The 14,969-nt window shown below is 49.5% G+C and carries 17 protein-coding genes; 15 read left to right on the forward strand and 2 right to left on the reverse strand.

The window, feature by feature from the left end; all coding sequences use genetic code 11:
• Positions 1 to 438 precede the first annotated feature (438 nt).
• From CRJ00_RS02785 to CRJ00_RS02850, 14 genes are all read left to right on the forward strand, one after another.
• Positions 439 to 723, forward strand: a complete 285-nt coding sequence (locus tag CRJ00_RS02785) for a DUF4134 domain-containing protein (RefSeq protein ID WP_099365416.1) — start codon at positions 439 to 441, stop codon at positions 721 to 723.
• 10 nt (positions 724 to 733) lie between these two features.
• Positions 734 to 1,072 (forward strand): DUF4133 domain-containing protein, encoded by a 339-nt coding sequence (locus tag CRJ00_RS02790; protein WP_099365367.1) that lies wholly within the window; start codon positions 734 to 736, stop codon positions 1,070 to 1,072.
• Complete coding sequence (locus CRJ00_RS02795) at positions 1,069 to 3,558, forward strand: TraG family conjugative transposon ATPase (RefSeq protein WP_099365368.1); 2,490 nt, start codon at positions 1,069 to 1,071, stop codon at positions 3,556 to 3,558. Before CRJ00_RS02790 ends, CRJ00_RS02795 begins: the two co-directional genes overlap by 4 nt.
• Positions 3,551 to 4,240, forward strand: coding sequence for a conjugal transfer protein TraI (locus CRJ00_RS02800; RefSeq protein ID WP_144038082.1), 690 nt, complete (start codon positions 3,551 to 3,553; stop codon positions 4,238 to 4,240). Before CRJ00_RS02795 ends, CRJ00_RS02800 begins: the two co-directional genes overlap by 8 nt.
• A gap of 13 nt (positions 4,241 to 4,253) precedes the next feature.
• Entirely contained in the window at positions 4,254 to 4,904 is a 651-nt protein-coding gene (locus CRJ00_RS02805) for a hypothetical protein (RefSeq protein ID WP_144038083.1), read from the forward strand.
• Positions 4,901 to 5,536, forward strand: coding sequence for a hypothetical protein (locus CRJ00_RS02810; protein WP_099365371.1), 636 nt, complete (start codon positions 4,901 to 4,903; stop codon positions 5,534 to 5,536). Before CRJ00_RS02805 ends, CRJ00_RS02810 begins: the two co-directional genes overlap by 4 nt.
• Positions 5,537 to 5,549: 13 nt before the next feature.
• The gene (gene traJ / locus CRJ00_RS02815) at positions 5,550 to 6,746 is read left to right on the forward strand and encodes a conjugative transposon protein TraJ (protein ID WP_257213671.1); all 1,197 of its coding nucleotides are present in this window, start codon (positions 5,550 to 5,552) and stop codon (positions 6,744 to 6,746) included.
• 21 nt (positions 6,747 to 6,767) lie between these two features.
• A complete protein-coding gene (gene traK / locus CRJ00_RS02820) occupies positions 6,768 to 7,388 on the forward strand; it encodes a conjugative transposon protein TraK (protein WP_099365372.1) in 621 nt (206 codons plus the stop codon).
• On the forward strand, positions 7,385 to 7,831 hold the full coding sequence (locus tag CRJ00_RS02825; protein WP_099365373.1) for a hypothetical protein: 447 nt from the start codon (positions 7,385 to 7,387) through the stop codon (positions 7,829 to 7,831). Before traK ends, CRJ00_RS02825 begins: the two co-directional genes overlap by 4 nt.
• On the forward strand, positions 7,803 to 9,062 hold the full coding sequence (gene traM, locus CRJ00_RS02830) for a conjugative transposon protein TraM (protein ID WP_099365374.1): 1,260 nt from the start codon (positions 7,803 to 7,805) through the stop codon (positions 9,060 to 9,062). The genes CRJ00_RS02825 and traM overlap by 29 nt, the downstream gene beginning before the upstream one ends.
• 25 nt (positions 9,063 to 9,087) lie before the next feature.
• Positions 9,088 to 9,957 (forward strand): DUF4138 domain-containing protein, encoded by an 870-nt coding sequence (locus CRJ00_RS02835; protein ID WP_099365375.1) that lies wholly within the window; start codon positions 9,088 to 9,090, stop codon positions 9,955 to 9,957.
• Positions 9,958 to 10,078: 121 nt separating this feature from the next.
• Positions 10,079 to 10,723 (forward strand): hypothetical protein, encoded by a 645-nt coding sequence (locus tag CRJ00_RS02840; protein WP_144038084.1) that lies wholly within the window; start codon positions 10,079 to 10,081, stop codon positions 10,721 to 10,723.
• 14 nt (positions 10,724 to 10,737) lie between these two features.
• Positions 10,738 to 11,067: a hypothetical protein gene (locus CRJ00_RS02845; RefSeq protein WP_180268403.1), complete on the forward strand. Its 330-nt coding sequence runs from the start codon at positions 10,738 to 10,740 to the stop codon at positions 11,065 to 11,067.
• 112 nt (positions 11,068 to 11,179) lie between these two features.
• Complete coding sequence (locus tag CRJ00_RS02850; protein WP_099365378.1) at positions 11,180 to 11,368, forward strand: hypothetical protein; 189 nt, start codon at positions 11,180 to 11,182, stop codon at positions 11,366 to 11,368.
• A gap of 70 nt (positions 11,369 to 11,438) precedes the next feature.
• Here the strand turns inward: CRJ00_RS02850 and CRJ00_RS02855 are convergent, their stop codons facing one another.
• Positions 11,439 to 12,116 carry a DUF421 domain-containing protein gene (locus tag CRJ00_RS02855; protein WP_099365379.1) on the reverse strand — a complete coding sequence of 226 codons (678 nt, stop codon included), beginning with the start codon at positions 12,114 to 12,116 and terminating at the stop codon, positions 11,439 to 11,441.
• 56 nt (positions 12,117 to 12,172) lie between these two features.
• Positions 12,173 to 12,442: a hypothetical protein gene (locus tag CRJ00_RS02860; protein WP_099365380.1), complete on the reverse strand. Its 270-nt coding sequence runs from the start codon at positions 12,440 to 12,442 to the stop codon at positions 12,173 to 12,175.
• Positions 12,443 to 12,600: 158 nt separating this feature from the next.
• On the opposite strand from CRJ00_RS02860, the gene CRJ00_RS02865 reads away from it, so the two are divergent.
• Entirely contained in the window at positions 12,601 to 14,793 is a 2,193-nt protein-coding gene (locus CRJ00_RS02865; protein ID WP_099365381.1) for a hypothetical protein, read from the forward strand.
• Positions 14,794 to 14,969 lie beyond the last annotated feature (176 nt).

The following is a 14,969-nucleotide window of genomic DNA, read 5'->3' on the forward strand; positions in this document are numbered from 1 at the left end:
TCGTTCTCCCAGAGAAGGGTTACTATTTATAAAAGGGGCAGTTTAAAAGCCATCCGTGGAGCCGTTATTTTATCCCCCCATTATCGATCGGTCTGCGCCGATGCACTGGGATCCATGTCTGCATGGGTACAATTCTGGGTACAGGTCCATATTGTACTTGACCAATCTATGTTAATGGACTTTCTTTGGTCATATTGTTTTGCATAGTCCGAGAAGGATGTGTGAATGTGGATCCTGCCCCGTGAGGGGAATGGATTTAACTGTAACGATCGAATTGACATTTTTGAACCCTCCGGTGTGCTCCATGGTGCAATGCACAGGAATATTACATGCTAAGGGATGCAACACCGCAGGGCTTCAATTTAAACCAGATATCTTATGAGAACACCAAAAACGAACAGGGACTCCATTCCTGGAAAATTCTGTTTCATTCGCACCATGCTTTCACTTGCATATGTGCTGATCGTGCAGGGCAGCATTTACGCCCAGGATGGGATTTCCGGAATAAACGAAGCTAACCAAAGGGTTAGGAGCTATTTCGATGCCGGAACGAACCTCATGTACGCAGTGGGAGCCCTGCTGGGGCTCATAGGCGCGGTGAAGGTCTTCCAGAAATGGAACAATGGAGATCCTGACACAGGAAAGGTTGCCGCAGCATGGTTCGGAAGCTGTGTATTTTTGGTTGTGGTGGCGACCGTTATCAAATCCTTCTTCGGTATTTAGCACCTAAGGAATGGAAAAATTCAGGATCAACAAAGGCATCAACACGCCACTGGAATTCAAAGGTCTGAAGGCCCAGTACATCTGGTACCTGGCCATAGCTACTCTGGGACTGCTATTCCTATTTGCTCTGCTGTACTATCTGGGAATTCCATCCTGGATTTCGCTGGGCCTAATAGGATCATCCGGTGGTACTATGATATGGGTAACCTATAGGCTTAGTGATCGGTTCGGTCAGTACGGTCTGCAGAAATGGGCTGCCCGAAGGAGGTGGCCTAAGGTAATAAGGATCCGTTCAAGGGCCATATTCAATGACCCAAGTATTAAGGAACATAAAAACTTTCTGGGATGAAAAGAAAAACCGATATCAGGGAAGGATGGCCGATAATAGGGTACCAGGACGGTTTCCTTTTGGGCAGGATGGGAGAAGTGAGCAGGGTCTATTCACTTCAGCTCCCTGAGATTTTCTCACTTTCGAGAAAAGAGTATGAGAACTATCACCAGGCATGGACAAAAGCGATCAGGTTGCTGCCGGTTTCAAGTATCGTCCACAAGCAGGATTGGTTCTATACAGGAAAATATTCTCAGGACCTAAATAGGGATTGCGGATCCTACATCTCGCAGTGCAGTGAACGTTACTTCCACGAAAGGCAGTACATGCAGCACGAATGTTACCTGATCCTGAGCATGGTGCCCAAAGGACGTGCAAGAATGATGTCATTCGGGAGGACGCTCCTCCATGGATCACCTGTGCCCAGGGATATCCTGGATCCTCAAGCGGTAATCGGCTTCAAGGATGCCTGTGGACATTTTTGCGGGGCCCTCTCGGACTCTGGCCTGGTCCAGGTAATGCCGGTTGGGAGCGATGGACTGTTCAGTACACCGGACTCCCCTGGACTATTGGAGCGGTACATCTCCCAGGGTCAATCTCCTGGTGAAAGGATTTTGGGTGATATTGATCTTTCCGGAAAGGACATCCGAATCGGAGATAGGGAATTAAGGATCTATAGTCTTGGTGATGTTCAGGATCTCCCCCAGTTCAGCATGCCCTGTACAGATTATGAACCCTATAGCAGTGATAGATCGGCCTTCCCCGTAGGATTCGGAAGTTTACTCGGTCAGCTTATGCCCTGTGACCATCTGGTGAACCAATATATATTCATAGGGGATGTCAGCGCAAGGTTGGATCAGCTGGAGCGTAAAAGGCTCCGGTTACAGTCCCTTGCTGCCTATAGCAGGTCCAACCTGATCGCCAGGGACTCGACAAATGATTTCCTGAACGAGGCCATAGTCCAGCAGCGCATGCCCATCAGGGCTCATTTCAATGTCATGGTCTGCAGTTCCGATCAGAGTGAACTTCATCGGATGTCCGGTCTGGTTGCCGGATCGCTCAATAGGATGGGCTGTGGTATAAAGGTGGAGAGCGTTGGCGCCCCACAGATCTTCTGGGCCGGGATACCTGGGAATGCTGCTGAAATGCCGCTGTACGACTCTTTCGATACCTTCACCCAACAGGCATGCTGTTTTCTCAACCTGGAATCTTCTGCCATGTCATCCACAAGTCCTGTAGGCCTCAGGCTAGGGGACAGGCTGTCCGGGAGACCCCTACATGTGGATATAAGCGACGAGCCGATCGAAAGAGGAATAACGACCAACCGGAACAAGTTCATTCTGGGCCCGTCGGGCAGTGGGAAATCGTTCTTCACGAACCATCTAGTGCGGTCCTACCACGGGAGTGGTGCTCATGTGGTCCTTGTTGACGTTGGACATTCCTACCAAGGGCTCTGCCGCTTGCTGGGCGGGTATTACTTTACCTATAGTGAGCGTGATCCCATAAGCTTCAATCCCTTCCACATACCTGATGGTGAACTTCCCGACACCGAGAAGCGTGAGAGCGTAAAAGCACTGATCCTTGCTCTATGGAAAAAAGATGACGAACCCTTCAGAAGATCGGAATATGTCGCTCTTTCCGGGGCCATCACCGGTTACTTTACGCATATGGGCCAGGATGGAGGATTTGCATGTTTCGATGGATTCTATGAATACCTGAAAGGTCCCTACCGTGAACAGATCCGGCTGGAAGGGGTGAAGGATAGGGATTTTGATCTGGAGAACCTCCTTTATGTACTAAGGCCATTCTATAAGGGCGGCGAGTTCGACTTCCTTCTGAACGCCAGGACAAACCTGGACGTGCTGCAACAGCGCTTCATCGTTTTTGAGCTCGACAGTATAAAGGACCACCCCATCCTATTCCCGGTGGTAACATTGATCATCATGGAGGTTTTCATCTCCAAGATGCGCAAGCTTCCTGGGATCAGGAAGATGATCCTGATCGAGGAGGCGTGGAAGGCCCTTATGAAGGATGGCTTTGCGCAATATATCCAATATCTGTTCAAAACGGTCCGGAAGTTCTTCGGAGAGGCGATCGTGGTCACCCAGGAGATCGATGATATCATCTCTTCTCCCATCGTTCGCCAGACAATCATCAACAACAGTGATTGTAAGATCCTTTTGGACCAGAGGAAGTACGAGAACAGGTTCCAAATAATCGAGGAGATGCTGGGACTCAGCGAAAAGGAACGGGCTATGGTCCTTTCGCTCAACCGAGCCAATGAACCGAATAGGAAGTACAAGGAGGTATTCATTAGCCTTTCGGGCACTTTTTCCAGGGTTTACCGTACGGAGGTGTCCCTGGAGGAATACCTGTGCTATACCACAGAGGAGCGAGAAAAGAAAATGTTGGAGAAATTCGTGGAATCCAAGCTTGGGGACTACAACGAAGGCATTAAGGCCATGGCGGAACACCTGAGAGGAAAAACAGGGGGGGAACATGAATAAGATAAAATCCTTAGCAACTGCCCTTTTGGCAATATCCCTAGTCCTTCTCCCTATGGGAAGATCCCATGGACAGCTGGTGCTTGCAGAAGTCCTCCGGCTGGCGATAAAACGTGTAGTCAAGGCTTTTGATCTGAAGGTTCAGAGATTGCAGAACGAAACAATATGGTTGCAGAACGCCCAGAAGGTCCTGGAAAATGCCCTTTCCAAACTCAAGCTCCAGGAGATTTCCGAATGGACCCAGAAGCAGAAGGAGCAGTACCAGGTATACTTCAATGAGTTAAGGACCATACGAGAGGTCATCGCCAGATACAGGAGGATCCAGCAGATCGTAAAGATGCAGTCGGACCTTCTCACCGAGTACCAGGAGGCGTGGAAGCGATTTTCCTCCGACCCGAATTTCTCGCACAAGGAGCTGATGGAAATGGAGAGGATGTATGAGGGAATGCTCGATAAGGGACTTGATAACCTGGAAGCGGTCCTTCAGGTCATCCGGCCATTCAACCTTGAGATGACCGACCAGCAGCGTATGGAGGGGATCGACCGCGCAGCACGGACCATGGCGGCCATACTGTCCGATCTGAGGGCCTTCGGAAGGCAGAATGTTCTGCTCAGCCTAGAACGCTCAAAGGACGAAGCCCAGAGAAAGGCAGTTCAGACCCTTTACGGAATTGGGAACAACTAATAGTTTAATCACCATGAGAACAATATTTTTTATGTCATTATTTGTGGTCCTGGGCATCCAGAGGTCCAATGCACAGACCCTAGGGGAGTGGACAAGACAGGGTGCCACCCAGAAAAAATACCTTATGGCCCAGATAGTGGCAAACGGTGCATTCGCGGAACTCCTTTCCGGTGGGTACGGTCTTGCCCGCTATGGTCTTGCCATGGTGGGCGATCTCTCGAGGGGGGAATATTCTCTCCATCGGAGATATTTCGACTCGCTCTCCCGGGCATCCCCTGGAGTACGCAGTTCCTGGTATTTAAAGGAGATCCAGGAGATCTATGGATCGATTGCAAGTCTTGCCGGGCTGTCCGAAGGACAAGAAGAGCTGTACGGGATACCAGGTAGGGAAGCCTCTGTTCTACAGGATGACCTATATGAACGCTGTGCAGAACTCCTGGATGCACTCATCGGGATCCTTCGGAGGGATGGCTTCAGGCTATCGGATTACCAAAGGATCCAACGTATCGAAAAGGTCCATGGAATGGTCAGGCTGGCACACAGGCAAATCTTGGAACAACAGCTCCAGAACAGGGCAATAAGGTACCTGCAGCAACGGGATGTCCAGCAGCTAGAATTTTTAGGTAGATCCTACCGGTTTAAATTAATGAAAGGGAAGAGATGAAAAAAAAGTTATTGATCGGTATTGTGCTATTGGTACTGATTTCGGCGCAGGCCCGGGCCCAATCCACCGAAATTCAGCAGCTCCTGTTGAATGTGGAAAAATTGGCCCAGTTCAAAAAGGTGCTCAAGGATATGGAGGAAGGGTATGAGATACTGAAAAACGGGTATAACCATATCCGGGATATCTCCAAAGGGAATTTCGGATTACACAGGTTATTCCTCGATGGCCTATTAAAGGTGAATCCGGCGGTCCGGAACTACCACAAGGTGGCTTCCATCCTATCCATGCAGAAACGGATACTCGAGCTCTCCATTGGCCATACCGGGGACCTGGTACGGCAGGGAGGCTTTGATCCAAAAGAACTGGAGCATCTGGAAAATCTGTATTCCAGGGTGCTCCAGGGCTGCCTAGAAGAACTGGGCGAACTCACTATGGTACTGTCCGCTGGTCGGGCAAAAATGGATGATGGAGAACGGCTACGCACCATTGATTCGGTCCATGAGAGGATGGAGCGGCACCTTCGGCTAATAAGGTCATTGACCGCGTCCAATAGTATCCTCGAATACCATCGTCAAAGGGAGTGGGATCATATGGGTTCCATGAAGAGTTTGCAGGGAATAACAAACCGTTAAATATTTTACAGAAATGAAACGTAGACATTTTATGGTGATCTTTTTTGGTTGCCTGGGCCTTTGCCCCCAGATGGTCCTGGCCCAGGATCTCGGGCAGGATCTCCTCAGCCTTCGAGAGGTCCTCGAGCAGCTTTATTTAGAAATGGTACCCCTCAGCCAGAGGCTGATGGGTGTTGGCCAGGGGCTGGCAGGATTCGCTGCCCTACTGCATATTTCCATAAGGGTATGGAGGCACCTGTCAAGGGCAGAGGGCGTAGATGTCTACCCCTTATTGAGACCGTTTGCGATAGGACTGTGCATTGCCTTCTTCCCTGCATTCATGGGGCTTGTAAACGGAATCCTTTCACCGACTGTTGCTGCTACCAATGCCATGGTGGAAGATTCGCAAACAGCCATTGAGGTGCTCCTTGAAAAGAAAAGGGAAGCTGTAAAGCAGACTATCCCGTGGCAGATCTATGTGGGTGAGGGTGGTGAGGGGGATAGGGACTTATGGTACAGATATACCTACAAAGATGAAGACCCCTCAGAAGAAGGGCTACTACAGGGCATCGGCAACGACATCAAGTTTGCCATGGCAAAGGCAGCATACGGTTTTCGAAATGGGGTAAAGGAATGGATGAGCGAAATCCTTGAGCTCCTATTCCAGGCTGCAGCTTTATGCATAGATACCCTCAGGACATTCCAGTTGGTGGTACTTACCATATTGGGACCACTGGTCTTCGGACTATCGGTTTTCGAGGGTTTCCACCACACGCTCACCGTCTGGCTTGCCAGGTACATCAATATCTTTCTCTGGTTGCCGGTGGCCAATATATTTGGGAGCATCATCGGCAGGATCCAGCAGAAAATGCTACTGATCGATCTGGCCCAGATCCAGGTAATGGGCGATACAATGTTCGACAGGACCCATCTGGCCTACCAGATCTTTCTGATTATCGGGATCGTAGGGTATTTCACCGTACCATCAGTGGCGAACTATATTGTCCATTCAAGTGATGGCAGCGTATTTGGTGTTCGGGTTACCCAAATGTTCTCCTCAACGGCAGAAAGGGCAGTAGTTGTTTCATCCTCAGGATTATCGATGGCAAGGGATTCGTTCGGTGATGCGGCCTCGTCGATGGGACAGGGGATGGCTCAACAGGCTTCCAATTCTCCCTATTTAAACGATCAACAGGGTTTCCGGGCAGGTAAGAGCAGGAATTCCGAATAATATCAATAAACCAGATTCATCATGTTCAGAAAATTCAACAACCTTGATACCGCCTTTCGGCAGGTTCGTAACTTTTGCCTCTTGATCGTGGCCATTTTTGCTGGCATCTGCCTTTATTCTGTGTACAGGAACGGCCAGATCTCAAAGGATTCCAATCAAAGGATTTATCTGTTGGCACCGGGCGCCGTACTCCAGGCTGTTGCCTCAACTCGGGGTGAGAACCTCCAGGTGGAGGCACAGCAGCATGTGGAAAGCTTCCACCATTATTTCTTCACCCTTGACCCTGACGAAAAGGTGATCCGTGAGCAGCTCTCTCGTGCGCTCTACCTGGCTGATGCCAGCGCCAGGAGGAGCTATGAGACGCTGCTCGAGAAAGGGTATTATCGGGATATCATTGCAGCGAACATCAGTCAGCGGATCAGCGTAGATAGTATAGTCATGGAGATGGGTTCCCATCCCTATAGGTTCAAGTTCCATGGTTCCCAACAGATCATCCGATCCAGCGTGGAGACCACACGGCGTCTGGTAACCATGGGCCAGCTGCGGGAGGTAACAAGGAGTGCCAATAATCCCCATGGATTTCTAATCGAGGGCTGGAGGACGACCGACAATTCAGAGCTGAGGACCATCGAAAGGAGATGAAGAAGGAAATGGACACAAAAGCATCAGGAAATTTCCATAGGTTGATCAGGAACAGCATAACCTCTCGGATCAGGGGATTACGTAGAGGTATCTATTTTTTTTCACTGCCATTGGTGCTCCTTCTTGCCCTATGTTTCGGTGAGCGTTTCAAATTTCCCAACAACAGCGGGGAAATGTCCCCTACCAGACGGTTTGGCAGGCTGGTTCAGGTCTCGGTGCAGCCCTCTGATGAAGCACAAAATACTATTTACCTAAAGCGATTGAAATCCCATAGGGATTTCCTGGAGCGGATCATGGACTGCAAGGCCCTTGGATGCGAGGAACTCCGTAGCTCCTTGGCCCGGGAACATGCCGGACTCCTGGATTCCCTGTATACAGCTATCGAATTACTAAAACACAAAAAAATCTCTAAAAATGAAAATCATAGATCAACTCAAAAGTAGATTGAAGGGAAGTTCCAAGGGCACTTTCCTTGCCATCAGCCTTGCCATTGTGGTCATTGGAATGTTCATCCTGGGCACCTTTGGCGACCGGTCGGGAAGAACGGTTCAAAAAGATGGACTAATAGGCGAGGTGCCTAGTCCTAATCCTGATGGGGATCTGGTTGTCAGTAAATTGGAGCACTACGAGAGGTTGTCCAGGGAACTGCTAAATGAGAACCTCAGCAATGGTGTGCAAACCGATACACCTTCATGGGGCGATTCGCTGGAGGAGCAATGGGCTTTTCATGAGCCAGGATCCTATGGCCGAGACCGGCCCATCACATCTGCCCAAGAACAGATCTACGATCGTCTTGAACAGATCGGCCGTCTAATCAAGGATCCGGAACCAATGGTCCCTCAGGATGATTATGCAAAATTGACCTACATGGCAGGTTCGTCAATGCCTACCAGCCCACAGGACGCTTCCATCAAGCAGCTTGAAGGAATAATGGCAGATTACACACGATCAGATGGGCAGGATGAGGAACTGCAGCAACTGGGAGTTCTTCTGGATAAGATCCAGATGATCCAGGACCCAAGTAGGATACCGATGGACGATGCAATGGAAGGGATTGCGAGAAGGCCAGCGGTACATTCGGTTTTTAGACACGATCCTGGAATATCGCACTTAACCCTGGATACACCTGATCGAAAGGGGGAGAAGGGCGCGTTCCAAAATATTGAACTGGAGGGAATCGAAACCACCGGCGATAATTCATTCCGGGCCATGGTGGAGATGGACCAACTGGTACAGCACGGCTCCATCCTCAGGTTACGTCTTTTGGATGACTTGACAACGGCTGGGTTGAGGTTCGAAAAACAAAGTCTCCTGTTCGGAGAATGTTCGATCTCCCAGGGCCGGCTCCGGGTCAGGATAAGCTCCCTGCATAAGGGAGGGAAGATCCTTCCCGTAAATCTTGAGGCCCATGATCTTGATGGAATGTTGGGGCTTTACGTTCCGGGCACACTACTTTCAGAACCTGGTGCGAATGCACTGCAGCAACAGGTCAATAACATAGCTATATCGGACCTGGAAAACCCCGGCGTGGGAAGATGGTATTCCAAGGTTGCCGGCATCGGTGTGGACGCTGCACGAAAGGTCTTCTCTAAAAGACCGGGTAACAGAAAGATCAGGATCAGGGCAGGGCATCAACTGCTGCTCGTCGACTCGGAATCCGAAAATATTAAATAATAGGAAATGAAAACAAAGCAACATTATGAGAACAGTCAAATTCACAATATCATTGGTCCTGTTTCTGAACTTGACCTGCCTGAATGGCCAGCAACCCTCCGCCCAGCTTTCTAAAGACAGCATACTATTTAAGGAGATACTGATCTCCGATAACATGACGACACATATCGTCTTCCCTGACCAGATCACTATGATCAATCTGGGCAGCAGCGAGATAGCTGCCCAGAGGGCGCAGGGTTCAACGAACGTGCTACAGCTCAAGGCGATTTCCCCCGAATTCCAAAGGACCAACCTTACGGTGATCACCAGCTCGGGTTCCCTGCACTGTTTTGCCGTAGGTTACACAAAGGAACCAAAGGTGATGATCTATAGGTTCAGGGATACCACCCATACCCCTTCCGCTAAATTCATCAGACCACCAGTGGACCTAATAAGGATCAGGTCTATTGCGCAGAACCTTGTCTTGACGAAGGGTCGCCGGTTGACCCGCAGCCACCGGGTAGGAGGGGTTAAAGCAGATCTGCAGGGGATATACCTCCATGGAGATCAGTTCTATCTTCCGATCATTCTTTACAACACGGGCGCCGTGGGATTCCAGGTACAGGGTATTTCCAGCAGCCTGGTCCCCAGGTCCCGACATAGGGAGACCGCAATCCAGCACCTGGAAATCAAGCCATTGATGGTCCTTGGACAGCAGGAACTGGATTGCCGTATGGATAATCCGGCAGGAATGGTGGTCGTACTTCCTAAGTTCTCCCTGGCCCAGGATCGAAAGATGGTTATACGTATACTGGAGAGGGAGGGCACGCGGAACCTGGAACTGAACGTTAAGAATCAGCATCTGGCCAAGGCAAAGGTGATTTTAGAAGAAAAAACCGAAAATTATGAACCATAAAAATTATGAATATCTCAAAGAACAGCTGCTCTACAGCGGTTTCGGTAACGGGCTTGAGGATTCTCTGAAGGACAATCTACAGAGACAGCCAGAAGGCTTCCAGTTGCTCTTCCAGACTGGAATGGGAAAGGGAAGGATCCGTGCGGAACTCAATTTTTCGAGATCCAGCCAATCAGATATGTACTTCTTCAATTCCTATAGGCTGGAAATCGTGCCCCAGGGTACCGAACAGAGAAGGGCCCAACTCTTCTATGTTAACGGCAGGGACCGCTATACATTGAAGGAGGCCTATAATCTCATGCATGGTAGGTCTGTATTCAAGGAACTATCAAATCGCCAGGGGGATCGGTATGAGGCATGGGTCCAATTGGACCTCAAAACAATGGACATCAATGGAAACCACCGTTTCAGGCAGTTCCATAAGAATTATGGGTTTGATCTGCAGTCGGAGCTCAATAGGTACCCTATCAAGGAGCTCGAAATGCCCGATAGGCGACAGGACCTGATCGATGCCCTCCAACGGGGTAACCGCCAGCCTGTGACCATGGACCTGGAAAAGGGTGAGACCAGGTTGTACCTACAGGCCAACCCCCAGTTCAAAGTTCTCAACGTCTATGACGAAAATGGCATCAGGCAGGAATTCCTGGGGACTGAGAAGGGAATGGACCTAACCATGGAAAAGACCGATAGGAAGAAACTTTCCACAGGTGAGCTTTCAGAGGCAAAAAAAAAAATACACGGACGAAAACGCGGTTTGGGGGGATGATATGGTCCAGTTTCATGAAGTTGGAGGGAACACTTCCCCGGATATTCCATGGACTTCGGTATGATCACAGGCTGGGGATGTCCCATCTTGCCGTTTATATGGCACTAATGGAGCAATGGTACACAGATGGTTTCCAGGAGCACCTGGAAACCTATGCCCGAACAACGGCCAGGTTGGCCAAGGTTTCCCTTGCCACATGCTACGGCTGTCTTTCGGACCTGGATTGTTACGGATATATAAGCTACCAGGCCAGCTTCGATCCTAGGATCGGTAGCAGGATCGAATTCAAGATTGGTCCTGACGATCCTAGGGGGCAGGGTGGTCTTCCCATCCGTCCGGATTGAGCGGACAACATTTCAATGGGTAAGGGGAGTCGGGAGATCAAGTGCCAAAGGGAAGGGTTGGGAACGGGATTGATTTATCGGTTGTGTTTTTTTTTTAATAAGCAAAAAGGTAATGGATCAGGGAAGAGGTCTGCGTAATGTGGACGGATTTACAGAAAAGAATGAATTCGAAGGATTGATGGATCAATTAAAAAAGTTCGAAGCCATGCTGAAGCTCCTGCAGGGTGAACCTGCGGGTATGGGCATGGATTATCATCTGGAACATGGTGATTCATTCCTCCGGCTGAGGGTATATGGCTGATCGCTCATCCCAAAAATGGGCAGCGGTCATTCCCAGCAGCACGGCTGGGAATCACCTGGGGATCTTATATTTATATCCGTAGATCCCTTATTGCCACAGCCCATCTGCCCTGGGCGCACCTTGGACAGTCGCCTTTTTCTGGAAGGGATTCCAGCACATTTCCACAGAACATACATGCTATGGGTGTTTTTCCATCAGATTTTGAGATCTCCCTGTAACGAGATGGGAAAATGGGTAGCCCGTATTTTACTTCCTCGGGTGGATAAAAGATAAGGCTTAAGGTTCCGTCCACTTCCAGAACACCTTCCTTGACCTGTCCCAAATGTTCAACATTCAGGTTCCTCAGCTCGGAGAAGAACTCCATCCTAGAAAAGGCCATCCTGTTACCGTTCTCCATATGGAACATCCCATGCCAAATAATGGTCAGTGCAGAACCTTCCAGCATCTGTTCCATAGGTCTGAACTTCCTTACGGTCCAAGTCACGGCCTTATACAGTAACACTACGGTGAGAAGGACAATAACAGCATGGATTATCGGAAGATCATCCTGGAACATAGGGTCCCCTGCTGCTGAACCTAAACTGATCACCATGGCCATCTCAAAAAACGTCAACTGTCTTACCCCCCTTCTTCCAAGGATCCGGAGGACCGAAAGGACCAGGAGGAACATAATGATGGTACGGAGGAAAATCTCAGCAAGAAAATCCGTTTGTGAACTGAGTAGCGATTCCTGAATAAAATTTTCCATAGATAATAGATGTTGACCCTAAGAAGTTGCTCGTCATGGGAAGGAACACGTGCACCCTAGGTTTTGTTCAATGGGTTAAACAGGTTATGAGCCATAGGATCCAGAATTGAAAAATAGGTAAATCTGGACATCGCCCCTAACTCGCCTAAATTTTGTGGAGGGCCTCCGGTCTCAAAGAAAACCATCCATAGGACGTTTCCAGATCCATTTAACCATGTCAAACATAAAGCATCCTGGTCGAGCCTGAAGGATATCTCCAGGTTCCGGGATGCCGGGTATGGGCCGCCATTCTGTTCCACGTACTTTTCAGGGCTCCACCATCCCAAGCTCTCCGGTCAATGGAAGTATGATACAGCGTTGTTCAAGATCGAACAGAACTTTCTTTGTACCTGACTGTTCAGTTGACAATCGAAGAACCCTAGGTCCTTGGCTGTCCTTGCGACTGGGAAAAGGGAATGTTTTTTTAACCATTCAATTACGAAAAATGCTAAACCATAATTTCAGTCCGCTCATAACAATTCTGGACCTTCGGAACAAAAATTATACAGAAATCGGATCAGTCGAGATCGGATCCCAAAGGGGGTTATTGGTGAAATCGCCGACCGAACTCCTGCTTTGGATGGAACCGGCCAAGATGCCCATTGTGATAAGACTGGCCAGGCACTTTGGCCAGTTCAAACTGGACTCCCAGAACCTGGGAACGGGCAGGTTGGAACTCAGGTTCCGCACAGGTCTGGGGTCGTACCATATTGTGATCCATGACCATAGCGATGGCGTGGATTATATCGAGTGCAGGACCTCGTTCATCCCCTCTTTTGGTTTTCTCGGCCTGGAGATCTATCCGGATGTTCTCTTCATCGATGGAGCAACAGGTTCTGTCCCCCGGCAGAAGGCCGTACTGCAACAGCAGGTCCAGCTCCGGTCAGCAAGTTTATTGCTGGAGCTGGAAGGCAGGACAGGGACAGCCTTTTACCACCATGACCTTAGCGCTCTTTCCGATCTGGCAGAGGACACCAGGAGCAGTCTGTCCGGAATAATAAAGATAAGATGGCCAGAGCTTGGACCCAGTTTCAGGCAGGAGAACCAGGACCCATTAAGGCGAGGTAGGAAATACAGCATAGGTCATTTCCATCTCATCATCGATCACCAGAAGTGCTATTCTGCTAGGGATCTTTCCATGCAGATGCTCCGGAGCCTGGAAAGGGTTTATCCGAGGTTGAAACTGCCAAAGCTGAGCTTGGAGAACTATTTCCGAATTGCCAAGGACAGCCTCAGGGACCTGGCCAGGAACCACGGTTGCTGGCAGAGCGTTGGAAATTCGGACTACCTGAACGCCTATATGAACGATTATGGGAATCCCCCCGAGAGCATGGTGCAGATGGCGGTGCTTTCAACGGTTTGGGAATATGACCAGAAGTTCCCGTCCCGCTACGGGGAAATGGTATGCAGTAAAATTCTTGAGGGTATCAAAAACTTCTTCAACCCAAAGACACAGTGCATCGAACGATGGATTCCCATCAAGGAATACGTGCTGGATAACGATGAAGAACAGAAGAAGCCGAGGGTGATGGATTCCTGGTACCTCCACCATCCCCTAATCCAGATCGCGGGTATGATGCAGAGGGGCTTCAGGCAAGACGACCTGGAGGGAAAATTCTATAGTTCCCTTGGTTATTGTATACGAGTTGCCCGACACTTTGGCTACCGGTGGCCGGTTTTCTATGACCTGGATTCCCTTGATGTCATCAAAGGTGAAACCCAGCCAGGAGAGGGAGGCGAAAAGGATGTCGCAGGATTATTTGCCTTTCTTATGCTCAGGGCTTATGAACTCTCAAAGGATGAGAAATATTTAAGGGAGGCGATACGTGCGGCAGACTCCCTCTCCGAATACGGTTTTGACCTTATCTACCAGTCCAATAATACGGCCTATGCCGCAGAAGCATTGCTGGAGCTCTGGGGCCTATATCCCGATTCCAACTACTTTCAGCTCGCTGAATTATGTATCGGGAACCTTATCCGCAATTCGGCCATATGGACCAGGGGATATGGGAACTCCAGCAACATACCGACATTCTTCTCGCTTTTTCCCTTGTCTGACGCACCGTATTCAGCAGTCTTTGAAGAACAGGAATGTCTAGCATCCTTCAAGAGGTTTCTGGTCAAGGCCAAGGAAATCGGAGCCCCTGTTTCTCCCGGCATGGGGATGCTGGTATGTGAATTCATTAAACATGCCATCGCCAGGCTACCCTATTATTATCCTCCGCTTTTGCCGGAGGATATCCTGTCCCCCGAACCGAAGACAGGTGTGGTTTACAAAGATTCCTGGATACCTCTTGAGGATATCGGAGACGGTTGGCTTCCGGTAGGACAGGTAGGACAGGAGGTATATGGCGCCGGAGGTGTTTTCAGGGTACTGAACACCTTTAGCATTGATCTTGCAAGCAGTGCCAGCCATCTCCTGGTGAACTACCCTTTTTCGGTGGTCGGCAGGTCGCGGGGAATGGTTCGAATACAAGTCCATGGGTCAAAGGGGTATGACTTCCAGTTCCGGCTGAACGGTCTGGGGACAAATACCTACACAATAGAATTCCAACATGGGGAGGGTATAACCCTTAAGGGACGCTCACCTGTCTTCCATAGGAGGGCTGGCCAGGTTATTACGGTTAGGTGGGTCTAAACAAAGGGTTGGACCGATCGAACGAAAGGAAATAAATTGGGAATACGGGACATACTTCAGGTAGATATCTTCCCGGATGAAAATCGGTCATTCGGGGATGGCCATATTTTCCAGGTAGCTGGTTTTTCCTTTCTATCCACAAACAAAGAGGCCGATATCTAGCGTTCCCGAACTCT

Origin of the sequence: Sphingobacterium sp. 1.A.4, from assembly GCF_002734245.1 — a bacterium.
GTDB classification, from domain to species: Bacteria; Bacteroidota; Bacteroidia; order Sphingobacteriales; family Sphingobacteriaceae; genus Sphingobacterium; species Sphingobacterium tenebrionis.